The organism is Bacillus sp. NPDC094064, from assembly GCF_050279585.1.
GTDB lineage: Bacteria > Bacillota > Bacilli > Bacillales > Bacillaceae_G > Bacillus_A.
The window spans coordinates 219,969-241,196 of sequence record NZ_JBNNUI010000001.1 but is presented as its reverse complement, the minus strand read 5'-3'; the positions used below and the strand labels follow the sequence as shown (position 1 = coordinate 241,196).

At 32.5% G+C, this 21,228-nt stretch carries 27 protein-coding genes and 3 pseudogenes; 2 read left to right on the top strand and 28 right to left on the bottom strand.

Annotated features, from left to right (window positions below; all coding sequences use genetic code 11):
- Window positions 1–182: 182 nt before the first annotated feature.
- Window positions 183–1,016 (bottom strand): DUF2262 domain-containing protein, encoded by an 834-nt coding sequence (locus ACQKNI_RS01350; RefSeq protein WP_141552067.1) that lies wholly within the window; start codon window positions 1,014–1,016, stop codon window positions 183–185.
- A 78-nt stretch (window positions 1,017–1,094) separates the two neighbouring features.
- Complete coding sequence (locus ACQKNI_RS01345; RefSeq protein WP_088229659.1) at window positions 1,095–1,400, bottom strand: hypothetical protein; 306 nt, start codon at window positions 1,398–1,400, stop codon at window positions 1,095–1,097.
- A 582-nt stretch (window positions 1,401–1,982) separates the two neighbouring features.
- Between ACQKNI_RS01345 and ACQKNI_RS01340 the strand changes: the two genes are divergently transcribed.
- On the top strand, window positions 1,983–2,600 hold the full coding sequence (locus ACQKNI_RS01340; protein WP_088229660.1) for a DUF4241 domain-containing protein: 618 nt from the start codon (window positions 1,983–1,985) through the stop codon (window positions 2,598–2,600).
- Between the two features lie 269 nt (window positions 2,601–2,869).
- On the opposite strand, the gene ACQKNI_RS01335 is transcribed toward ACQKNI_RS01340, so the two are convergent.
- The 6 genes from ACQKNI_RS01335 to ACQKNI_RS01310 all read right to left on the bottom strand — a co-directional run bounded on the left by ACQKNI_RS01335 (window position 2,870) and on the right by ACQKNI_RS01310 (window position 5,565).
- Window positions 2,870–3,103: a hypothetical protein gene (locus ACQKNI_RS01335; protein WP_088229661.1), complete on the bottom strand. Its 234-nt coding sequence runs from the start codon at window positions 3,101–3,103 to the stop codon at window positions 2,870–2,872.
- A gap of 83 nt (window positions 3,104–3,186) precedes the next feature.
- Window positions 3,187–3,675 carry an SMI1/KNR4 family protein gene (locus ACQKNI_RS01330; RefSeq protein ID WP_427282128.1) on the bottom strand — a complete coding sequence of 163 codons (489 nt, stop codon included), beginning with the start codon at window positions 3,673–3,675 and terminating at the stop codon, window positions 3,187–3,189.
- Window positions 3,676–3,739: 64 nt separating this feature from the next.
- Complete coding sequence (locus tag ACQKNI_RS01325; RefSeq protein ID WP_098945807.1) at window positions 3,740–4,087, bottom strand: DUF2185 domain-containing protein; 348 nt, start codon at window positions 4,085–4,087, stop codon at window positions 3,740–3,742.
- Between the two features lie 135 nt (window positions 4,088–4,222).
- The gene (locus ACQKNI_RS01320; protein ID WP_098882343.1) at window positions 4,223–4,729 is read right to left on the bottom strand and encodes an ankyrin repeat domain-containing protein; all 507 of its coding nucleotides are present in this window, start codon (window positions 4,727–4,729) and stop codon (window positions 4,223–4,225) included.
- Window positions 4,730–4,779: 50 nt separating this feature from the next.
- Window positions 4,780–5,136, bottom strand: coding sequence for an Imm3 family immunity protein (locus tag ACQKNI_RS01315; protein WP_427282127.1), 357 nt, complete (start codon window positions 5,134–5,136; stop codon window positions 4,780–4,782).
- Window positions 5,137–5,232: 96 nt separating this feature from the next.
- On the bottom strand, window positions 5,233–5,565 hold the full coding sequence (locus tag ACQKNI_RS01310) for a DUF3895 domain-containing protein (RefSeq protein WP_427282126.1): 333 nt from the start codon (window positions 5,563–5,565) through the stop codon (window positions 5,233–5,235).
- A gap of 313 nt (window positions 5,566–5,878) precedes the next feature.
- Between ACQKNI_RS01310 and ACQKNI_RS01305 the strand changes: the two genes are divergently transcribed.
- Complete coding sequence (locus ACQKNI_RS01305; protein WP_000900619.1) at window positions 5,879–6,133, top strand: hypothetical protein; 255 nt, start codon at window positions 5,879–5,881, stop codon at window positions 6,131–6,133.
- A gap of 183 nt (window positions 6,134–6,316) precedes the next feature.
- Here the strand turns inward: ACQKNI_RS01305 and ACQKNI_RS01300 are convergent, their stop codons facing one another.
- The 20 genes and pseudogenes from ACQKNI_RS01300 to ACQKNI_RS01205 form a co-directional block, all read right to left on the bottom strand.
- The gene (locus tag ACQKNI_RS01300) at window positions 6,317–6,790 is read right to left on the bottom strand and encodes an Imm30 family immunity protein (RefSeq protein ID WP_427282125.1); all 474 of its coding nucleotides are present in this window, start codon (window positions 6,788–6,790) and stop codon (window positions 6,317–6,319) included.
- Between the two features lie 91 nt (window positions 6,791–6,881).
- Complete coding sequence (locus ACQKNI_RS01295; RefSeq protein ID WP_088229667.1) at window positions 6,882–7,379, bottom strand: ankyrin repeat domain-containing protein; 498 nt, start codon at window positions 7,377–7,379, stop codon at window positions 6,882–6,884.
- Window positions 7,380–7,439: 60 nt separating this feature from the next.
- Window positions 7,440–7,895, bottom strand: coding sequence for a YrhA family protein (locus ACQKNI_RS01290; protein WP_088229668.1), 456 nt, complete (start codon window positions 7,893–7,895; stop codon window positions 7,440–7,442).
- Window positions 7,896–8,149: 254 nt separating this feature from the next.
- Window positions 8,150–8,620, bottom strand: a complete 471-nt coding sequence (locus ACQKNI_RS01285; RefSeq protein ID WP_088229669.1) for an Imm30 family immunity protein — start codon at window positions 8,618–8,620, stop codon at window positions 8,150–8,152.
- 177 nt (window positions 8,621–8,797) lie between these two features.
- Window positions 8,798–9,073 (bottom strand): hypothetical protein, encoded by a 276-nt coding sequence (locus ACQKNI_RS01280; RefSeq protein WP_088229670.1) that lies wholly within the window; start codon window positions 9,071–9,073, stop codon window positions 8,798–8,800.
- A gap of 234 nt (window positions 9,074–9,307) precedes the next feature.
- The gene (locus tag ACQKNI_RS01275) at window positions 9,308–11,086 is read right to left on the bottom strand and encodes a VaFE repeat-containing surface-anchored protein (protein WP_427282124.1); all 1,779 of its coding nucleotides are present in this window, start codon (window positions 11,084–11,086) and stop codon (window positions 9,308–9,310) included.
- A gap of 525 nt (window positions 11,087–11,611) precedes the next feature.
- On the bottom strand, window positions 11,612–12,097 hold the full coding sequence (locus ACQKNI_RS01270; RefSeq protein ID WP_088229672.1) for an immunity protein YezG family protein: 486 nt from the start codon (window positions 12,095–12,097) through the stop codon (window positions 11,612–11,614).
- Between the two features lie 85 nt (window positions 12,098–12,182).
- A complete protein-coding gene (locus ACQKNI_RS01265) occupies window positions 12,183–12,722 on the bottom strand; it encodes a T6SS immunity protein Tdi1 domain-containing protein (RefSeq protein WP_088229673.1) in 540 nt (179 codons plus the stop codon).
- A 12-nt stretch (window positions 12,723–12,734) separates the two neighbouring features.
- Entirely contained in the window at window positions 12,735–13,202 is a 468-nt protein-coding gene (locus ACQKNI_RS01260; protein WP_088229674.1) for an Imm30 family immunity protein, read from the bottom strand.
- Between the two features lie 68 nt (window positions 13,203–13,270).
- Window positions 13,271–13,726 (bottom strand): immunity protein YezG family protein, encoded by a 456-nt coding sequence (locus tag ACQKNI_RS01255; protein WP_427282122.1) that lies wholly within the window; start codon window positions 13,724–13,726, stop codon window positions 13,271–13,273.
- Between the two features lie 28 nt (window positions 13,727–13,754).
- Entirely contained in the window at window positions 13,755–14,222 is a 468-nt protein-coding gene (locus ACQKNI_RS01250; RefSeq protein ID WP_427282121.1) for a DUF2004 domain-containing protein, read from the bottom strand.
- A gap of 16 nt (window positions 14,223–14,238) precedes the next feature.
- Window positions 14,239–14,949, bottom strand: coding sequence for an SMI1/KNR4 family protein (locus ACQKNI_RS01245; RefSeq protein WP_427282120.1), 711 nt, complete (start codon window positions 14,947–14,949; stop codon window positions 14,239–14,241).
- A gap of 120 nt (window positions 14,950–15,069) precedes the next feature.
- A pseudogene (locus ACQKNI_RS01240) lies at window positions 15,070–15,270 on the bottom strand (cytoplasmic protein); the annotation flags it as partial.
- A 131-nt stretch (window positions 15,271–15,401) separates the two neighbouring features.
- Window positions 15,402–15,857: a DUF6630 family protein gene (locus ACQKNI_RS01235; protein WP_088229678.1), complete on the bottom strand. Its 456-nt coding sequence runs from the start codon at window positions 15,855–15,857 to the stop codon at window positions 15,402–15,404.
- Window positions 15,858–15,873: 16 nt separating this feature from the next.
- Window positions 15,874–16,848, bottom strand: coding sequence for a hypothetical protein (locus ACQKNI_RS01230; RefSeq protein ID WP_088229679.1), 975 nt, complete (start codon window positions 16,846–16,848; stop codon window positions 15,874–15,876).
- 63 nt (window positions 16,849–16,911) lie between these two features.
- Window positions 16,912–16,986 (bottom strand): annotated as a pseudogene (locus tag ACQKNI_RS01225) (AHH domain-containing protein); the annotation flags it as partial.
- Between the two features lie 384 nt (window positions 16,987–17,370).
- Complete coding sequence (locus tag ACQKNI_RS01220; RefSeq protein WP_088229680.1) at window positions 17,371–18,069, bottom strand: SMI1/KNR4 family protein; 699 nt, start codon at window positions 18,067–18,069, stop codon at window positions 17,371–17,373.
- Window positions 18,070–18,087: 18 nt separating this feature from the next.
- Window positions 18,088–18,369: pseudogene (locus ACQKNI_RS01215) on the bottom strand (hypothetical protein).
- A gap of 258 nt (window positions 18,370–18,627) precedes the next feature.
- Window positions 18,628–19,863 carry an IS110 family transposase gene (locus ACQKNI_RS01210; protein ID WP_088229681.1) on the bottom strand — a complete coding sequence of 412 codons (1,236 nt, stop codon included), beginning with the start codon at window positions 19,861–19,863 and terminating at the stop codon, window positions 18,628–18,630.
- Between the two features lie 156 nt (window positions 19,864–20,019).
- A complete protein-coding gene (locus ACQKNI_RS01205) occupies window positions 20,020–20,805 on the bottom strand; it encodes a recombinase family protein (protein ID WP_088229682.1) in 786 nt (261 codons plus the stop codon).
- Window positions 20,806–21,228: the final 423 nt, after the last annotated feature.

Here is a 21,228-nt window from a genome sequence, read left to right as displayed (position 1 = left end):
TGCTGCTTACATTTATACGAACCATTATATATGGATAATATTATTAATCATGTAACTTATTTAAAAACTCCGTAAAATGATTAGCCACAAAAAATACATGTTCTCGCGCTACTTTTGGGCGGTAAGTGCCCGAGTGGTTCAAATAATCCATCAGAAAAATCCCCACTGATGGACGTTTCACTTTATCCTGCAATCTCAGCTGAAGAGAGCCCTTCATGAATATTTCCGCTTACAATGATAGAATGTCCCCAAAATAGATCTCCATCCGAAAAGAATATTTCAAAATCACCTTCTGAATAAACGCTTAAGCTGCTTAATGTGATGGAATTAACGAACATTTCTTTTGTAATTTCTTCGATTTCTGCTTCATCATCATCTTGTAGCCATTCATTTGCTAACTCTACCAATTCTTTTGCAGCGTACATTTTCATTTTCATTTTCCATTCATCTTGCTCTTTGAAAAGTGCATGTGCTGTTTCCAGTGCAGACTTCATCATATGTTTGTCTTCACTCCAATCAAAATATAAATGACATTCTTCACCAGCCCAAGATATTCTCTTTTCAAAAGTTTTCACTCTTTTATCAAGTTCAAACCCACCCAACATCTCATCATGATAATAAAGCGGTTTCATTGCATCTTGTAAGATGACTTCCAACTCATCATCTTTATATGGTGTTTCCAAAACCTTAACAAGCATCAATGAATTTTCTGACTTGCGCACCTGTAATGCTACAACTGTATTTGCTGTCAAAATGTCTTTTGATTTTCTCCATTCTGCATCATCAACCAACCATGCGAGTCGTATGTCTTCTTTTGTAATCGTTTCATTGTTATGTAAGTCTTTCCACGCAATCAAATCAATTGACGCAGTCCACAAAATGTTGTCACCGCCTTTTGATGCACCGATTCCTAATGCTCCTGTGACAGCTGCTATTTCAATCACATTTTCTGAGAATCTATTTTCAAATCTACTTATTTCACTTGATTTACTCAATTTCGAATACATTCCTTTCATCACCCACAGGCATAAGTACTTTGTGAGTTTTCCTGTTTTATTATAATTGGTCATGGTAAAGCCTATATAGAATTATAGCTATAATTCTATATAGGCTTTTTTTTCACCTGGAATTTTAAATTTATTTACATCATATTCTTTAATTATATATACTTTTATAGCCTCAAAATCTTTACCAAAAGCAAGAGATGGATTTTTTAAGAAATATATTATTTCTTCGTCGTCATAAATTCGGGCTTTAATTATTTCTTTGTCCGAGTGAAACGATAAATTGACTCCTTTGTAAAAATATTCGTAGTATCCCTCTTCATCCTGCTCACTCTTATCTTCAAAAGGAACAGATTCAATATGATATATATTCCCATTTACATTTATTGACTTCATACAGCATCACTCCCTTTTCAAGAATATTCATAAGAAATTAAATAGTCTCTGTCAATCATACCAAAAATAAGGGATTTACTTTTAGAATTTATAAAAAATATATAGGATTAAATTAAAATCTTTATATTATTTTTCATATTCCTTCATTATCTCTGTACAATTGTGTAATGTGTCACAGAAGTAGACATCTTGCAATGAGTTGCAGTGAAGGGGAATATACAATAAGAAGATCAATCTAGAAAGACTATCTAATTCGATCTTCTTTTATTGAATTTTTAATAAATGCATTTTTACCCTTAAAATAATATAATCAACGGGTGGATTATTATTTACATCCTCAAAACTGGGTCTAATCTTAAAGTCAAATTCATTTGTTATATTTTTCAATGAGTAAAGGTTTGTTCTATCTACACTTGTACGGAGGAGCAATATATCCGAAAACGTAAAACGCATGAAGAATATGTTGCGGAACTATTAGAAAAACGCGTGTACGATATGCCGCAGAACACAAATGTAACTCATGTAAAAATATATGGGAGGCAGCACCAACAAATTTTTTAAAAGGAAAGGGAGAGAAACATTATGTCAAAGTTATTACGTGAATTATCTAAACCGGATAGTGAGGCCCTGCGTTCCGAAGCACTAGAACAGTTGAAAGTTACTTCAGGTAAAATTGTTGCTTGTGATCCTCTTATTTTTAATGAAAATCACTTCGAACAAACAATTCAGCCAGGTACATATCCAATTGTTGCTTGGTGGCATAAGGAAGATGGAGTCATTGCTGGTGCTGAATTGAAATTGTCGGATTCAAAAGCAGTAGGATGGAAGATGGCAACAAAACCAGGACAAAATGTCAGTGAACTGGAAGACGGATATATTTTTGGTTACCCAGTTGATACAGGCTTAGGGTGCTTTGCAGATGTTGAAGCAATTGGTAAATTAGAAGAAATAGAAGATAGGTTACAACAAGAACTAGGAGAAGAATTTACTAGTTTGTATGATGATCTTATAGATGACATACTAACAGAACATGATGAAGATTGGGGAAATTGCGTGGTGTGTGAGGAAACAAGAAGTAATATCATTATATTCCGTTCAGGTTATGGAGATGGATTTTATCCTTCCTATTGGGGAATTGATGAAGCAGGAAAAATCGTTTCACTTGTTACTGATTTTCAAGTGCTACATGAGGAAAATTGAGGACAACATCAATTATGATATAAGAGTCAATATTTTTTCTTTTACAGCGCCAAATATTCCTCGTCTAATATTTGCAAATAACCCGTGGGATAATCTCCTTATATACTACTGGTTCTGATAGATAGGGTTATATTCTTAAGTGAATATAACCCGTCATTAATTCTAGTTGTATATTAACAGTTTTTTATTTAAATAATTTATTAACTCTACTGATGTAGAGTTAACGTCAAGTAACTCCAAAACATTCATAATGGTTGATTTTAGAGTTACTAGTGCACTGTTTTATCACGATACAGGTGAACTTCAGATACTCTACGCTCCGAAATTACTTTTTCTATAATTTCCTGACGGTTATATTCTACCTTCACTGTTTCACAGTTCCCCCAATGAGTAGAAGCAAATTTTTCATTTGACTCAAATACATCTAAAAGACGATTTAATATCTCTTCTTCTTTAAATGCTACTGTAGGATACATTGCGATTGTAAAATTATTCGGTTTCATTTTAATCCCTACTTTATTAAGAACGAGCTTATGTAACTATTTTCATTTATCACTGCCAGATAAGTTTGAATCCTTTCCCACTATTAATCATGTAACTTATTTAAAAGCTCCGTAAAATTATTAGCTACAAAAAATACATTTTCTCTCGCTACTTCCTCTGCCTCCTCAGCCGTAACCCCTTCACTTTCCATCAATATTTCCTTTTCCCATGCCCCCTCATGTTCCCAAAAGACGACAATTGGATCTTCTTTATGATTTTTATAATCAAAGCAAATTAAATTTCCTGCTGGATCAAATGCAAATGGCACCAATGCACTAGGTAATGTGCCATTGTAGTCATTGAATACCTCAATAATATTTTCATCATCATCCATATCATAAGTTAGTAATGTACCAAAAACTTTTCTCTTCCCCTCAACTTCAAATACTTCTGGGCTAACATGTGCTCCATTATTCTTCATTACACATTCTATATAATCTAAAGGGAAATGAATGCCCAACTCTTTTTCCACATTCTTTACATTTTCTCGCAATAAAAGCTTATCTGGAGATCTCCATTCCACTTTACTCATCTCGCACCATCCCTCCGAATTTCCGCAATTAATTACTACACATCTAAAACAGTTATAAGAGACCTTAATAAATTACATTTAAAATCTTATTTATATCTGTCATACAGTCTTTCACTAAATCGTAAAAACCAACATGTACATTATCTTCATATACCCAAAAAAGGTCTGTTCCATATGGCGCTTCAAATATTTCTAGCATTTGAGGTGCAATTGAAGACATTGATTCTGCACTAATTATGCAAAAGTTTTTTGGATTGTTTACATATTCATCATCATCCACTTCTGAAAAGATGTTCCAACCATTTAATTGAGAAATAGAACTTTCTTCTCGAAAACTATATCGAATAGGTACTCCATTCAAAACATTTCTAGATACAATAAACCCTCCATATGCATCATTTCTAATTGCCATGTTCATACTCCTTTACAATATTAATAAGGCAATAACTATTACAACTTCTAAAGTCAGCCAGTTCAAAATCACAATCATTAAACGCTGCCCCTATTAATCTCTTTATTCTTAGTCTTATCCCTTTTACAATCTTTATTATCTCTTATCCATCTTACGCTTTATGTATGCAGCAATTTCTGTTTGTCCGAATTCTTCAGCATATTCATAAGCATTCATATTCTTAAAGTTTTCTCCAGTGTATCTAATTGAAATGTCTATTCCTTTTTCAACTAGAAACTCAACTACTTCTTTATGTCCGCCATAAATTGCTCCAAATAGTGGATTTCTTTTTGCTAAACTTACATCCAATTCGGCACCAGACTCTACTAAATATTTTACTATTTCCAAATGTCCTGCTCCTGAGGACAAATTTAATGCAGAAGCATCAAATGTACCGCCTCTAGCATTCATATCTATCCCTTTATTAATCAAATACTGAACAATTTCGATATGCCCTTTCTTTGCTGCAACATGTAACCACGTACCAAATGGTGTCATTGAATGTAAAAATTCTGGATTATCACCTATTAGACGTTTTACTTCATTAATATCACCAAGCTTAATAGCATTTCTTATTGTTTTATTTATACTTTTCTCCTCCATAACATCACCTCCTATATTTCTGTTCTCTTGTCTAACTATGTCTCCATGAACTATTCAATTGAAGATTTATAAGCAACCTTTACATTTTTTAATCCTTCTATTACATTATTTATTCTTATCGATAAATCTTTTATTTCCTCTACTGTCAATTCACCTTCTGCCTCTTGAAGGTTAAACATACTTAGCCTCTTTGTTACACCTTTAATACGCCCCACAAAGACCATATGATGATCGACTGCTATTTCTCCTATGGCAGTATCAACGATAACATCTTCAATCTTTCCTACATTATCAAATTCATCCGCTAGTTTTGCTATAGCATATCGATACCCTCTCTCTTCATCTAATAACTCTTCATACGCCTCCCGAATTGCATGAAATAATTCGTTATACTCCCACTCTTTCATACATCCTCCCTCAAAAAAATCCCCACGCTTATGTGAAAATAATCTTTCAACACAAATATGAGGACTTCCTTATTTCATTACTATACTTTACACATTTTATTCGTTAGAATCTTCTTCTTTCAATTTATATACCCTATCTCTTGTTTCATCATTTTTGATAAAAATAAGCTTTCCTTCTTTAACAAAACCTTCTAATAGTAAGCATACTTTCCCATATGCTTTAGGCTTATTCGTTGTGAACCTTTCATCTGATATTTTACCAGCTCGTATTAATTGTTCGCACAGCTCAAGTGCACTTATTTCTTCAGAATGAAGTAAGTCTAAAATATCCTTTTGTAAGGGCGATAAAGGTACGGGGATCTCAGCTACCTCCACCTTTTCTGGTTTGTTTTCTTCTTCAAATAAATCTTCGAATGAAATTTGATTCATACTTCTTTTCCTTTCTAACGATTGATTTGTATAACATGAACTGAATCCTATAGCGTATTTATTATTATGTATTACTTACCTTTTTTCATAAATCTCAAACTCATGTACATCGTTTCATATAGTATATTTCGATTATACCAAATATACGTTCTGTTTTCTATTGTAGAATTCGTTATAATAGGAATGAAAGTAATTATGAACATTTTTCTCGTTGTTAGTTGTATACCCCCTGTAAAAAAATAGAAATAGAATCTATAAATTTGTATAATAAAATAGCAAGAGTAAAATTTTATTATAGAAAGGTTCTGGTAACATGTTAGGTATTCATGTTGAAAAAACAAAAGATGAACTAATTATTTCATGGCAATTCTCTAAAATTCATATTCCATTATGTGAAATCACTGAGGTAACGGAAGATAATACATATGCTGGTGTTGAAGAAAAAAGCGCAATCCGAATTGGAACAGCATATGGTACAACTGACCGTATTTTAATTAAGACCGTAAAGCAAAATTATTTACTATTCACTACTAATAGAGTATCCATTTTAAATAAAATAAAAGCTTAATTGTTTTTCTTCCTATATTTAAATGTTAAACACCTACATTCTATTATAGGAAACGCTACAAAAGATTCGTTGATTACTCCTGCTCCGAATTCTGAAGCATATGGTGAAACTATATAACACAAACACCCTAGCTCTTCGCTAGGGTGTTCTTAGTTTTATCTATATACAGTAGTTCTACAATATTCATTTAATTTTATGAACTCCTTGTAATTGACTAAGAACCTCATTGGCAGTGCTCTCAAATTTTTTAGGGTTATCAGCAATAATTTCATTAAGTAAATTAATTACCGTTAGTTGTATATCATGATTCATTCCTACAAGTACTTTAGCATACTCACTTCTACATAAATCACTATTTAAAATTCTTTTGTTTAGTAGCATTGCCCACTCTTTTGCACTCTCAACCATTTTTGGTAAAGCTTTAGGCATCTCTGTTAAATATTTTTCCATTTCAAAACTTTCAATACAATGAACTAGACCAAACATAACCTCTTCCGCTTGTGTTTCATCCTCAAATACTATACACAATTCTTTAATAAGCTTCTCATCAGTACAATCTGCTAAGTTTTCTAATACACTGTCAAACTCTTCACATTCCAATTGATTTTTTAAAAATCTACAACTATATAATCTCTTAACCTCAGATTGAGAGTCCATATAAATTTCTCCTTTTAAATGAATTGGGTAATTAAATTAATATGACCATTAGTTTTCAACTTTTCTATTACATCAATATATGGCTGCCATCTCAAGTGTACATTTTTAAATATTCAGCAATTTCTACTTGCCCTCTTTCAATAGCAAATTCGTAAGCTCCCATCTCTTTCATAGTATCCCCTGTATACTTTACAGTACTATCAATACCATTCTGAACAAGATACTTTACAATATTAAGATGCCCACCATAAATCGCTGAGAATAGAGGATTTCTATTTGGATCACTAACATCTAATATTGCACCATTATCAAATAAGTACTCTACAATACCAATTTCACCTTCACTAGCTGCATGTGCAATAGGCGCTGACTTTGGTACACCTTCATTACGGTTAATATCCATACCAGATTCAACAAGAAATTTTATCATATCCAGTTCACCAGCTCTAGCCGAAACATGTAGCCAAGTTCCAAACGGCGTTACAAAATCAAGTAAACTTTTATCAGTAATAATGATCTCTTTCGCTTGTTCTATATCACCATTGTCAATTAAATCATAGATTTTTATCGCTTTTTCCTTACTTTCCATAGAATCCCCCTGCATTATTTTCATCTAGCTTAAACAGTTAGACATTGACTACGGATACATTTAGCTAAGTGCTACTGAGAGAGCGGATTTAAGCATAGTATCAAAATCGCAAAAAGTTTCCATATGCTCGCCTGAAGGCTTGTCTAGCTCAACAAATTTCTTTTTGGACACATTATAGCAATACCAAGCTATATCTGAATCTCCGAAAAAAATCAGCTCATCTTCGTCTTTAATTGATTCCCATACTTCATTAGCATCAAAAAAATTATCTACCTGATTTATTGGCTTAAAATCTAAAAAACTTTGGTCAATCCCATATATTATTAATCCATTAAATTCAATTCCATTAACTGTTTGTAAAAATTCATAGTACTGCTGTGGCAGGACATCTTCACCAAATTTTTTCACTACAGATTTACGAATTTTTGATAACTCCTTTTCGTTGATAGGTAAATTGAGCTTTCGATTTCGTTTCTCTCTTATTTTGGATATATGACTAATCTTCTCTCTCCACATAACTTCACCTTCTAATAAATATTCAATCCTTTTCTAGGCTAGAATTACACAAAGTAATCCTCAATAGTACACCCCATTACAAGAATTGGTTTCAAATTGCCCATTGCTTTTGGCGTGCTATTCAAATATTTTTCGAAACCACTCTAGATAGCATTAACCATATGATTTATCTAGATTGATATTTTAATGAAACATATTAAAGCTATTTTCATGATCCTACACGCAAACTTTAGAGTTATTTTATAATTAAAGTATTAAATAACCCCTTTACAAATCAAATCAACTTTTTCAAAATATTGTTGTGGTTGTTTCTCACTTATTTCTTTCAAAATTTTAATAACGTCTTCTTTATTTGTAGTTTTAGCCTTCTTCAACACATTAATAAATGGAATAATAAAATCATCTGAAGCTAGAAGACTTCTATAGAACCTTTTAGCACAATATTTAGCTTGTGGCAAAACAATGCTTATCCCTTCAATAATTTTATTTAAACCATCTTCAACTCCATTTTTTTCGATTATATAAAAAATCGATTCAATTAAATCACCAACAATCGAAGGTTCATCTATTTCATCATGAAATACACTGCACAAATCAATAATTACTTTATTATCTGCCGTTTGCAATATTTCATTTAAGATTTCCTCAAATAGCTCAATACTATCATCTTCATGCTCCAGAAAACGTATTCTTTTTAAAATAAATATCTTTTTTTCTAATGACATTTATTTCCCTCCATACTTTGAGTAGAGTTTATTGAAAAATTTCAAAAAATTTATAGTTTAATAAGTTGCCATAACTTCATAATAGCTCTCCTTATTCTCTAACATTGCAAGAATTATATTTTTCTTTTCGTAAAAAACTTCTCCCCTATTTTATCACTTCTTGTTTTTTCTCTATCACTATCTATTAGTTAATTCTTTAATTATCGTTTCAGCCTTATGTAATTCTTCTAATAGCGTATGCGGATAGTCATTGTAACTGTCCATATACGCATGCACACCACCCACAATGGTTATTCCCTTAATATCCTCGTTATTCTCTAATATTTCTAATGCTTTTTTATATCTTATATATATTAGTTGTAAAATGCCACTATTAATATCTTTCACATAGTCTTTCTCCAACTTATGTATCACGACTTTTACTTGTTGAATTAACTGCCTTTTCTTGTTCACTATGTCCTCCTATTTAATTATCATAAATTTTATTTCTATTTTTCACCACTCCAACAATGGCCTTTCCTCAACTATTACTTGTATCTAGTTCTATACATATATTCCTTAGTAACATTTCGTTTACCAACCAGCATGTTACTAAGAAAAGACCCTCTTTTGAAAAAACGAATCAAAAGAGAGCCTTTCTTTATGACTTTATTTCATATCCATATCTTCTGCCTAAAAAACTATTTATTATGCATTTCTACGTTTCATAAATAATATGGCTCCAAGAGTTAATAACAAAAGACCGGCTCCAACTGAGAACCACATAAAGAACGTATTTCCACCTGTAGCTGGTAATGTTCCTGCTTTTGATGTTTTTCCTGTTTTAGGTTGCTCTGATTGCGGTTTTTCTGACTGTAGCTTTTCTGGCTGTGGTTTTCCTAATTTTTTCTCTTTAAACTTCATTGTATGGCTCGCATCTTCAATGTCAACATTGATTGCTACTAAAATATCATCTTGATATAGCTCTTCAAATACTACTACTTCTTTACCTTGTAGCTTAGAAGCATTAAATGTGAAATCAATTGTGATAGAACCATTTTTCTCTTTTGCAGTAAACTTAGATTCTATTGCTACTTCTTTACCATCAACTAGTAAAGGCTTCTTTGTTGCTTTATCCATTAGTTTACCTTTTGCAACATATTCTTTACCTACGATTAAATCTTTGTATTCCACTTTATCTTGGATCGTGACAGATTCGTTTGCATACATCTCTTTTCCACCATCCGCTTTGTTTGTTGCTGTTGTTTTGATTGTTGGTTCTACGAATCGAACTGTTTGCCCTGCATCGTTAATATCAGATTGAATTGCCACTAAAACGCCATCTTGATATACCTCTTCAAACACTACTACTTCTCTTCCTTGTTGTTCTGCACCTACGAAAGGAAAGTCTAATGTTACAAAACCATTCTTTTCTTTTGCTGTAAACTTAGTCTCAGCTGTTACTTCCTTTCCATCTATTAATAATGGTTTGTTCATAACCTTGTTCATTAATTTACCTTTTACAACATATTCTTTTCCTACGATTAAGTCCTGATATTCCACTTTATTTTGGATTGTGATGGACTTTTTTGCATGCATCTCTTTTCCACCGTCTGCTTTGTTTGTCGCTGTTGTCTTGATTGTTGGTTCTACAAATCGAACCGTTTGCCCCACATCGTTAATGTCAGATTGAATTGCCACTAAAACACCGTCTTGATATACCTCTTCAAACACTACCACTTCTCTTCCTTGCTGCTCTGCACCAACGAAAGGAAAGTCTAATGTTACAAAACCGTTCTTTTCTTTTGCTGTAAACTTTGTCTCAGCTGTTACTTCCTTTCCATCTATTAATAATGGTTTGTTCATAACTTTGTTCATTAGTTTACCTTTTACAACATATTCTTTTCCTACGATCAAATCTTTGTATTCCACTTTATCTTGAATCGTGATGGAATCTTTTGCATGCATCTCTTTTCCACCATCCGCTTTATTTGTTGCTGTTGTTTTGATTGTCGGTTCTACAAATCGAACTGTTTGCCCTACATCATTAATATCAGCATGAGTTGCCACTAAGACACCATCTTGATACAGCTCTTCAAACACTACTACTTCTCTACCTTGCTGTTCTGCACCAACGAAAGGAAAGTCTAATGTTACAAAACCATTCTTTTCTTTTGCTGTAAACTTTGTCTCAGCCTTTACTTCTTTTCCATCAATTAATAACGGCTTATTCGTAACTTTGTTCATTAGTTTACCTTTTACAGTGTACTCTTTACCAACAACTAAGTTGGTGTACTCAACTTTGTCTTGGATCGTGATAGACTCCTTTGCATGCATCTCTTTTCCGCCATCAGCTTTGTTTGTAGCTGTTGTTTTCACTGATGGAATCTTTTCAATTTCTGCGCTAGCCTTTGGTAACATTAAGTTAAAGAAAAGAGATATGACAGAGAGTAAAGCTAGAATCCTAATTACATATTTCCTCCCCATATTTACAACCTCCTGTTTGATTTACATTACAAACATTTAAAATATTCTTACCAAACTGCAATTCCATTATAAAATAAAAAATTACATACTTTAACATTTTTTTGATTTTTTAAATTTTAATTATAGGGATTTATCCATAACTTGTTTTAAAATAAAGTGAAACTTTAATTAGTGGTTTTTTGTTCATCCTTCACTAATTATCAGCCTTTACCAATCAGACTTTTACGGGCAGCCCGATTCTCCCCTAACTTTTTTTCTCTAGCTGAATTTTAAGGTGGGAGGTTTACTGCTCACAAATAGCGTGGGGAATATTTGACACTTACATTAAAAAAGCACTTGTTGTCTTTAATTGACAATCAAGTGCTTTAAGTTCATTAGCTTTATGTTCATCATCCAGTAAAATATCATCTCACCTAAGCTCGTACTTCGTTTTCTATTTTATCATTGCACGTAATACTCCATGATGGTACAACCATCATGGAGTATGTATTTTCAAACACCTTATATCTATAACTCTAGTAGAGATTATTTTTGTGTATTCATATATTCTCTAATTAGTTTCACATCACTTTCTCTCTTTTCATCAGGAGAAACTCCTAACTTTTTATACTTCCATATAATTAATCTCTCATAATGATTATAATTATTTTCTTCCTCTAGTAAAGTATAATCAAATTCAACATCAAACTTACCAGTAGAATATAACTCAAATGTTAAATTGGTCCAAGGTTCCTGCTTATTTCTTTTAAATTCTTCCCATAACTCTCTGAAGATACTGTCGAGAAGATTTAATTGACGTTCAGTCTCGTCTTCATCAATCCCTTCCATATCTTCAATATCTAAACTGTATATCGGTTCCCGCTTATTTTTTGGAAAGTAGAAAAATACCGTCGAATCACTATATTCATCAACTTCTGAATATACCATTACTTTTTCCCATGTTTCTGGAATAATACTGTTTAACTGTATAGCTACTTTTTGATAAATACTTTCTACGTTCTCTGTATTCATTTACTTTCCTCCATTACAATAATATCCTTTTTTCAAAATAATAAAACTGAAAGCCCCTTTATCTAGCATCCAGTTTCTTCATTCATTATTCTATTGGGCCCATAAATTGAGTAATTAAATAAACATGCTCAATAAGTTTAACCTTTTGTAAGTTTTCTACTTTTTCTGATCCACCTAATGGAAGTAACGGTGTGTAACCAAAACATTCATCAATTTCAAGACTTCCGTACCTGTGTATTGCCTGCTTGTAAGGCATCCAATCCAATACTTTCTCTAGAAAATAGTCATCTTTCATATTTTTGAAGAAAAACTTAAATTTCCCACCCGCTACATCTACTGTACCTTTTCGATACTTAAGTAATAATAAATAGTTATTTTCCCACACAAGAATATCTCCCATACCTGTTGTAAAAACCGGGATAGCCTCTTCATAACGGATATAACTTTCCTTTAATATATCTAAATATTCTTCTGGGTTTACCAACCTTAAATATCCGTTTAACATACTTCCAAATCCATATTGTTTCCATAAATCTATTATTTGTTCAGGAACTTTACCTATATACTTTTCAACAATCTCTTGCGACGGCTTTTCGAAACATATAAAATCACTTATCTTTTCCATAGTATCCCCTTATCACAATTTCTCTAAGATTGAATTTACTTTTTCTAAATATAAATCTGGGTCGTCCTCCCTTATCTCAAGAAGAATCCCTTTAATTATTTGCTTTATTGAATTATTTATATTTTCTAAAACATTCATATACGATACGACTAAACCTTTTGAATGTAAAAGAGTCCGATGAATTCTTTCCGCCCAGAATTCTGCATGAGGTAACATTTTAGGAATACTAATAGCTAATTTGTATAGCCCTTCCTCTACCCCGGAATGTTCAGCAATATAAAAAATCGTTTCAATAAGGTAGTCACCCGCTGATGGCTCAGCAATATCATCCTCAAAAATTATACAAAGATCAGGAATTATATCATTTGTCCCTTTATTCGCTAATTCAGTAAGAATACTCTCAAAAACTTCAATATCATCCCCTTCATTCTCTAGAAAACGCATTTTATATAAAATGGCTATTCGCTCATTAAAATCCATCGATTTCTCCATTTTCTACTCCCACTCATTATCTATTTAACTAAGATATAACTATTACTGTACCCCTTTTAAAGGTTATTATTTTTCACTACCTCAAACCACTCATCAGCAAAATCATCAGCCGTTTTTATATCATCATTTGTATGGATTAAATCATACTCATATTCAGCTCTAAACTTACCACTCTTAGCATCGTATATTAATTTCATCTCAGTTGGCATATCTTTTTCGTATTCTTTGCATAACATTTCAATTCCTTCAATATCTTCACTTATAATTTGTAGAACCTGAAACATTCGTTCTGGAGATACATCATATCTTTTTCCCCCATTTTTCAATGCATTATTAACCTTGTGACACTCTACATACTTATTGTTAATTAAATAAAAGAAACTACTAGAAATCATATCTTCTTCACATGAAGCGTAAACATATACTTTATCAGCTCTATTTTCAACATATTCCATACATATGGATATCATATCAGCTTGCAATTCACTAAACTTTTCCTCAAATTCTTTCATACTACTTTTTCACTCCTTAAATTAAAAGTTAAATGGCAACGTCTTGATACCCCACTTCAGTTACTTTTTCATTTAATAAACGTAGCCCGAGTCCATTCTCTGCATCCCATGTACAATCGAAAGTTATCCCAATATCTCGTTCTTCATGAATATCTCCATATGGGACTACAATTCCAACTAAAGTGATCCTCTTAAGTAATTGATCAATTGTTTCGATATGCGGGTAATTTTCATTAAATTCAATATCATATCCTAGTTGTTGACGCTCTTGCTTGTAATAGTCTAAAATCGCTTGTAAAAAAACTTGCTGCAGTCGTTCCCAATTTTGCAATAATGAATTATAAGCAGTATATTGTTCTTCATCAAACTTACCGTCTTTTTCACCTTTCACTATCAATGCTATTTCAACTTCTTTTCCACAAAATTCAACGGTAATGTCCTTAACCCATCCATATGTATACTCAATCTCACCAAAAACTGCATCATTTATAATCATTTTTAACTCTCCCTATTTACTCCCTTGGATCCATATCGATTTCTCTATTCGTATGAAAGTTACCCTCTAATCTTAACTGTTTTTTTCCAGTTGTTTCTATACTCAGTATAGTACTATCAATTGCTAATTTTCCAATTAGTTTTTTCGCCTTACCGTATGGAAATCTTTCTACTAATATATAAGGCAGATTTTTTGAACCCTTTAGCAAATCTACCGCGGAAATCTCAAGCCCTAATATGTTCTTTATTTTTATTAAATCTTTCAAACCTTCACTAGGAGTTTTCACTAACACTATATTACATATATCAGACGACTTATTTATCGTTTTCTGTTCTATTTCACTTACGCAACCATTATTTACCCATTTTTTAAAATCAGCGGTAATTACAGTAGCATAGCTTGGATTCATATCCCCAGAACCAATTACTAACATCTCTTTTTCCTCTGCATGTTGAGCCATTAAAAATACATTACCGCCACCGTCATCACCAATTGCGACATACCCCATTGCATACTCATCTACTTCCCAAACCTCGTTCCTTTCTGCAATATGCTCCGTGCCATAAATAAGTAACCCACCACCGATTGAAAAGCCATTTGTACATCTCAATAATTCCTTATATACATTGGGTAATGTAACATTCATGCGATTTTCTACTGCTTGAATTTCAATATCACTCGCTGCCGAACTTTTTATCGAATCTGGAATTTTCGATAGATTAATCATTTGATAATCCCTCCTAAACTATCAAGATATTTATACGTATCGATTACTCCCTGTCATCTCTCTATAATCATTTCACTATAGATTTCATTAAATTTATAAAGTATATCGGTATGTAAGCTTTCATTTTTCATTTGGTAAGTAAACAATCATTTTCCCTTTAGGGTACTCACCTTTCCATCCACAGGGCCATCCTCCCATTTTATAAACCTTAAATACCTTTTCATAAAAATTATCTACTTTTCCATTTACTAAACGATTTAGTGCACACATCTCAAGGTCTCTTTCTACTTCTTCAAGAATATTTATATGATCAATAGAAATAAGTAACACATGGTGTTATAAAAATCGTACGTGGCCAAAAATAGCACATTCTAGATGGTTATGCAATCTTGATATTAACTTATAAGGAAATCTTGACCGGATTCAAGGTTGAAGGCGTACAATCCTTAGGCCTATCTATAATATTTGATACACCTTTCTTGAAAAGGGATTTTATCATCGAGCAGCACTTCTTCTTGCAGAATCTTTGTTACATTCTCTATTTTCGCAATGAATAATGCGTAAAAGTCGCCCGAACTTGGATATAAAAATAGACCATATCCCTTTGGTGACAGTATTTTGTTGGCCATCTCGATCTTATCAGGTAAAAATTCATAATTAAATGCTTCTAATTTCTCAAGTTCCTCTTGTCTTGCTAATTCAATTTGGTGGGCAAATTCGTAATCAAGAATAAAATTGACAATTTCTTGGTATTGCTCACCTTTATAGTCAACGTATAAAAACTGTTTCGTCGTCAATCCATATTTTAATAGGTCTTCATGTAAGTCATAACCTCCTTGCTCCTTCAAAAACGTTTCCAAATCCTTGCTATCAAGAAATATAATCTGCGCTATCCCTTGATCATGCATATTAGCTTCCTCCCTTTTATTGAAATAATTCTCCATGCTTGTTAGGAATATATTCCGGATAGTTTTCATGATAAAATTGATCAATCATCTGAAGTACGGGATCCCATTCAGGATATGACTCATGTTCCCCAAATACCATTCTAGCTTCTGGAGTATTCATCAGAAAATTATCGATTTGAGTAGGTACTGGCAACCCTAGTTGTTTCCTTACATGGATTAAAAATAATATTTCAAAAGGATAAAATCCGTATCTGAAATCATCAAATTCACCTAGCTGTCCGATTTCAGAAGCTAACGCAGAATGATACTGAGACATTATCGAAATTAGATATTCTATTTCTTCTAAGTCACGAGTCGACCAACGTCCTAACACTTCATCATATATATTTAGGTCTTCAGGGATTAAATCGCATCGTAGTTCAGCTTCTTTAAACTTATTTTTCACGACTAGATGCAATTTTTCATTTGTCCCCATGATGGTTTTATTTCTATACTGCGAGTATAGCTCTAGCAAAAACCAAATATGTCTATTCTCTTCATTAGCATCTATTAAATGTCCACCGAAGTGATGAACCATAAAATCATATAATATATTTTCTTCTTTCTCCCATCCATACATTGCAAAATGAACTAATGTGAGGACGACTTCTCTAAACGTATACCCCAAAATCATCTTTGGATATCTGATTTTATAAAGATCTTGTCCCATGCACTGGTAAAATAAGACTTTCTGCATGTTCTTTAATCCTTCTACATTGTTTCCACCGCTTATCAATACATCGTTTTTCCATAGTGACAAGTGATATGAGAAAATTTTGCTTAAATTGATTAGTAGGATGTGATCTTTCTCTGTTTCATTTTGTTCAACAATTTTCTCAACCTTACTTCTACTGACATTATATTTATCTTTAACATCTTCAAATTTGATTCCATCCACAAAATTTTTGCTATATCTTTTAAAAGCCATTTCTAACTTTCTGGGGTTCATCATTGCATCCTCCCTATGAATTAATCTATTTTCTTATTCCAGTCCTTTACCTTTAACTCATCAACAAGTTCTAACGACACTTCCATCTGGCAGTATTTCTACACCTTTAACGAATGGGGATACGGAGTCCACACCTTTGGCTTATGTATTTTCAATTATATAATATTAGTAATTTCTGTTAATCTTAATTCATAAAATAATTTTTATACATTCATAGCATGCCTATCTATAAAAAAAGCACTTGTTGCCTTTAGTCGACATTCAAGTGCTTTAAGTTAATCTATTTCTAAGTAGCATGAATTTGTAAGTTTTATAGTAACAGTACGAGCTTGTACGAGTTCATTAGTTTTATGTCCATTCCATGTCTTTATATTCGTCGCACATTAAAATGTCATCTCTCCTAAGCTCGTACTTCGTTTTTTCGACGTACAATGAATTAGAGAACCTATTCAAAGTTGTATAAACTCTACCTACTAAATTAGGATTTTTTTGTTTATATAAAAACTTTGCAACAGAACCTTGAAACTAAACTTCAAATCCAATTACTATCCATTCATCAACTATGTCCCAAAAATTCATATTATATCTAGGCTCTTTATTCGTCCACCATAAAGTCGCATTATCATTATTAGAATTCTTATAATCTACTGCAACATAACCACCCATACCACTTTTAAAGAAACCAAAAGTAGTTTGTAAATCAATTTGTAAAGGCTCTTCTAACTCCTCAATAATACCCCATTCATCATCATCAAAAAAAGTTACATTTTCTAAAGGAACTAAACCCATAGATTGGCTCGCATAAAAATAGAAACCATTATGAACAGTTCGATAAAAATTTCGTATTGTTGAAGGAATCTTATCCCAAGATTTTTCTAGTTCTTCATTATTAAACTCATCTTTGGGATTTCCCCCCTCATAATATAGAATTTCACCATTATCTGTTTTAATAGTGTATAAAATTGAATATTTACCATTTTTGTCCATAAACTCTACTTCTTCAAGGTGCCTAGACAAATAAGAAATAGTGTTTCTTAATTCCACTCCTACTTGCTCTTTCCATATCGATAAAATACTCTCAACTCTCTTGTCTACGTTTTCTTCTTGAAACAATTCATACCATGAATTTGGTATTTTCCCACAATCAAGTTTATTAATCTCATGGCATGATATAAGTTGTGCATTTCTTTTATATTTTCTTAAAAACCCAAGTTTTTGTTCCATTATGCTATGTCATCTCCTTTATTTATCTATATCCTTTTTATTTCCTTTCAACAAAATCATCAATTTGTTTTTGTAATTTCATTTCTAATTCTTTTTCCTTCTTTATCATTTCTTCTCTAAACTTAGGATCAACTTCAATTTTTTCTTTCTTATAAATTGTCCAATCAGAATAAGATTTAGACCCCTTAGATTTATTGGCTGCTTCACTTAATCCTAGAAAATTCTCTTCATTATTTAAAACCTTAAGTTGTTGTTCTTTCGTTAATTTATAAAATTTTCCATCTTTTCTATATTTTTCATTGATACGATATGATCAGCTTGAAGTCTATCTGTAATATACTTACCAGGTAAAGCAGGGTCAGGCGTTCCTATTTTATCCTCAATGCCCTCATTAACTTTTTCCCGTAGCTTTGCAGTAGGCGTTCCATCTCTTAATTCATCATATAATTCCTTTGAGATTCTTCTTTCCCCGTATCGAGGCGGTGTTCCAATATTACCCGTACCCTATGTTGTAATCTTAAACCCTAACAATAAAAAAGCAACCCCTGTAAAACCTTATTAAACTACTTCTTTTTCTTCCACTATCGGCAATTCATAAGCTGTTTTATATTTCATCATGCCATATACAATGTTTACAAGCCTTCTCATAATACATACCAATGCTTGTCCTTTTGTTTTTCCCTCTTTAAGTTTCTTTTGATAGTACGCATGAAACACTGGGTTTCGTGGCATCTTACTTCCTTTTGCTACTTGCACTTGCTGCACTGCTAAATTATAAAATAAAGCGTGTAGCGCCCTGTTTCCTTGTTTGCTTTTGTGTGTCTTACCTTTCCCACCAGAACCAAAGTAAACAGGCGCAATCCCCGCAAATCGTGCTAATTTGTTGGCATTTGGAAATCGTCTTACATCTCCAATTTCTGCAATTAATGCTGATGCCGTCACAAGTTCTATTCCCGGCATCGTTTCTAATTGATAATCTAGTAGATTTACTAGCTGTTTTAATTCTCTCTCGATGTATTTCATTTCTTTCTTTTTAAACTCAATATCCCGTACAATACTTCTTACTAAAAAATCTCGTGTTTCTTGATATTCCTTCATTGTATGTCCATCTTCTTTTACAAGTTTTAATATTTCGCTTGTTTTCTTTACTGAACATGTATTGTTGCTAACATCTAATAAAAAAGCTGTTAATTGCTTTATATTTGCCCCCTCTAAACAAGAGGGTGACGGATATTGCTGCCAAAACGCTAATGCTGTTTTTCCATCTAACTCTGAGAAAAACTTTTTATAACTTGGATAATGGTGGTTTAATTGAATATGTAATTGGTTCTTTAATGCACTTTGTGCTTTTACTAATGCATTCCTTCTTGAAACCAATTGTTGTATTGACCATAATAAATCGTTTGGCTTTGCATCTGGTAATTGATTAAATTTGTTTATCAATATGCGTGCCACACATTCCGCATCCCAACTATCATTTTTGTGTATCATCACTTGGCTTTTTCGTTCTAAAAATGATAAAGCTGGGTTTACCTCTTTTACTACCTGTTCGTGATCTACTAAATATTTCGCTAACGCTCTTCCATAACCACCAACATCTTCTAAACCAAATACAACTGATAAACCATCACTCACATATGTCTCTACTTCTAATAAGAACTTCGAAAATGCAGATGGTTTATTATCAAATTGTATTTCTCCTAGTTTCTCTTGCCAACAATTAATAATAACAGCCGTATGATGCTCCTTATGTAAATCTACTCCTACATACAAATAGTTCTGTCTATTATGCATAACTCATCCCTCTATTCAATGATTTAGTCATATATAAAAATGTCGGCAACCTTAGTTCGAGCGTTCATCTTTCGATGCGCATAGGTACGCAAGCCTATCCATTTTTCATAACTTTAGTAGTATGTATAGTAAAATGAGCTAATTTTTTAAGTGAGTTTATAAAATAATTGCTGGATGTTTCCCATTTGCTTGTATTTGTCCATATGTATATATCCCTCGATAAAAGCTCTCTCGGTCTAACATACGTTTCACTTGCACTTTCGTAAACAACTTTCCTTTCTCAGTACAATACCCTTCCCTATTTAGTCGTTCTGCCAATTGAGTTAGCGACCAATGTTTAAAAAATTGTCTTAATTCAAATAGTCTACGTACAACTACTGCTTTCTCACCATCTACTTCTAACACCTTTTGTCCTTTTGTTGCCTTGTAGCCAAACAATACACCACCACCTGCATATCCACCTTGTTCAGCCTTCTTCTTTCTACCTCTACTTAGCTTCAATGCAATTTCAAGTCGTTGATATTGGTCTAATAGCTCTAACATGCCATTCACCAAAAAGTCATTTGGCTCATGTATGTAAATACTATAGCTTGATTGTTCAATTGCCTTCACATCTACTTCATGTTTCTTTAATTCTCGTTGTATCAATACTTTCGCCATATCAGAGCGCCACAATCGTGATGTATTCAACACAACAACATAGCTTACTTGTTTATACGCCATATCCGACAATAGCTCTTGTAGTCCATCACGTTCAACTGTTAATCCCTCTTCATCAACAATCGCTCCGCTTAATCCTCTATCTCCATACACACGAAGTAGTTCTAAATTATTTTCGTTACAGTAACGTTCAATCTCTTCTACTTGATACGCTAAACTATACCCATCACGTACTTGTCCTTCCGTTGAAACTCGTATGTAACCAACTACTTTCTCTCCCATTATAAATTCCCTCCCGTTACAGTAATTTTAGTCCCTGTAACGTTTACCTGTTTTTTGCGGATAACGTGTTCGTAACGTAAATCCGTTAAAACGTACTTTACGATGACTTCAAAACATAATACAACCCTTTATTTTTACAATAGTTTTTTCTCTAGTAGTGTCGTACACTGTACAAAGCCACTACAGTTTATAAAATTTAACACTTAATACATTTATAAAATTATACGTTTACCAACTTATTTCTACGCTAAAATGCAAAAAAGCACTTGTTGCCATAATTGACAATCAAGCGCTTTAAGTTCATCTGTTTTTAAGTAGCTTTAATTTATAAGTTTTATAATAATAGTATGACACCTTATATATATCGTGACAAATATTAATTTAAAACTAACGAGCTTGTACGAGTTCGTTAATTTTATGTCT

Excerpts from the sequence above, each read along its gene's own strand:
- ACQKNI_RS01300 (WP_427282125.1), bottom strand. The coding sequence starts at position 6,790 with ATGGACTCTCAATCTGAGGTTAAGAGATTATATAGTTGTAGATTTTTA.
- ACQKNI_RS01285 (WP_088229669.1), bottom strand. The coding sequence starts at position 8,620 with ATGTCATTAGAAAAAAAGATATTTATTTTAAAAAGAATACGTTTTCTG.
- ACQKNI_RS01320 (WP_098882343.1), bottom strand. The coding sequence starts at position 4,729 with ATGGAGGAGAAAAGTATAAATAAAACAATAAGAAATGCTATTAAGCTT.
- ACQKNI_RS01350 (WP_141552067.1), bottom strand. The coding sequence starts at position 1,016 with ATGAAAGGAATGTATTCGAAATTGAGTAAATCAAGTGAAATAAGTAGA.
- ACQKNI_RS01335 (WP_088229661.1), bottom strand. The coding sequence starts at position 3,103 with ATGAAACCGAATAATTTTACAATCGCAATGTATCCTACAGTAGCATTT.
- ACQKNI_RS01330 (WP_427282128.1), bottom strand. The coding sequence starts at position 3,675 with ATGAGTAAAGTGGAATGGAGATCTCCAGATAAGCTTTTATTGCGAGAA.
- ACQKNI_RS01290 (WP_088229668.1), bottom strand. The coding sequence starts at position 7,895 with ATGTGGAGAGAGAAGATTAGTCATATATCCAAAATAAGAGAGAAACGA.
- ACQKNI_RS01255 (WP_427282122.1), bottom strand. The coding sequence starts at position 13,726 with ATGAAAGAATTTGAGGAAAAGTTTAGTGAATTGCAAGCTGATATGATA.
- ACQKNI_RS01250 (WP_427282121.1), bottom strand. The coding sequence starts at position 14,222 with ATGATTATAAATGATGCAGTTTTTGGTGAGATTGAGTATACATATGGA.
- ACQKNI_RS01325 (WP_098945807.1), bottom strand. The coding sequence starts at position 4,087 with ATGGCAATTAGAAATGATGCATATGGAGGGTTTATTGTATCTAGAAAT.
- ACQKNI_RS01345 (WP_088229659.1), bottom strand. The coding sequence starts at position 1,400 with ATGAAGTCAATAAATGTAAATGGGAATATATATCATATTGAATCTGTT.
- ACQKNI_RS01220 (WP_088229680.1), bottom strand. The coding sequence starts at position 18,069 with ATGGAACAAAAACTTGGGTTTTTAAGAAAATATAAAAGAAATGCACAA.
- ACQKNI_RS01270 (WP_088229672.1), bottom strand. The coding sequence starts at position 12,097 with ATGAATACAGAGAACGTAGAAAGTATTTATCAAAAAGTAGCTATACAG.
- ACQKNI_RS01265 (WP_088229673.1), bottom strand. The coding sequence starts at position 12,722 with ATGGAAAAGATAAGTGATTTTATATGTTTCGAAAAGCCGTCGCAAGAG.
- ACQKNI_RS01310 (WP_427282126.1), bottom strand. The coding sequence starts at position 5,565 with ATGAATCAAATTTCATTCGAAGATTTATTTGAAGAAGAAAACAAACCA.
- ACQKNI_RS01235 (WP_088229678.1), bottom strand. The coding sequence starts at position 15,857 with ATGCATGATCAAGGGATAGCGCAGATTATATTTCTTGATAGCAAGGAT.
- ACQKNI_RS01340 (WP_088229660.1), top strand. The coding sequence starts at position 1,983 with ATGTCAAAGTTATTACGTGAATTATCTAAACCGGATAGTGAGGCCCTG.
- ACQKNI_RS01260 (WP_088229674.1), bottom strand. The coding sequence starts at position 13,202 with ATGGATTTTAATGAGCGAATAGCCATTTTATATAAAATGCGTTTTCTA.
- ACQKNI_RS01315 (WP_427282127.1), bottom strand. The coding sequence starts at position 5,136 with ATGAAAGAGTGGGAGTATAACGAATTATTTCATGCAATTCGGGAGGCG.
- ACQKNI_RS01275 (WP_427282124.1), bottom strand. The coding sequence starts at position 11,086 with ATGGGGAGGAAATATGTAATTAGGATTCTAGCTTTACTCTCTGTCATA.
- ACQKNI_RS01295 (WP_088229667.1), bottom strand. The coding sequence starts at position 7,379 with ATGGAAAGTAAGGAAAAAGCGATAAAAATCTATGATTTAATTGACAAT.
- ACQKNI_RS01230 (WP_088229679.1), bottom strand. The coding sequence starts at position 16,848 with ATGATGAACCCCAGAAAGTTAGAAATGGCTTTTAAAAGATATAGCAAA.
- ACQKNI_RS01210 (WP_088229681.1), bottom strand. The coding sequence starts at position 19,863 with ATGCATAATAGACAGAACTATTTGTATGTAGGAGTAGATTTACATAAG.
- ACQKNI_RS01245 (WP_427282120.1), bottom strand. The coding sequence starts at position 14,949 with ATGATTAATCTATCGAAAATTCCAGATTCGATAAAAAGTTCGGCAGCG.
- ACQKNI_RS01205 (WP_088229682.1), bottom strand. The coding sequence starts at position 20,805 with ATGGGAGAGAAAGTAGTTGGTTACATACGAGTTTCAACGGAAGGACAA.
- ACQKNI_RS01305 (WP_000900619.1), top strand. The coding sequence starts at position 5,879 with ATGTTAGGTATTCATGTTGAAAAAACAAAAGATGAACTAATTATTTCA.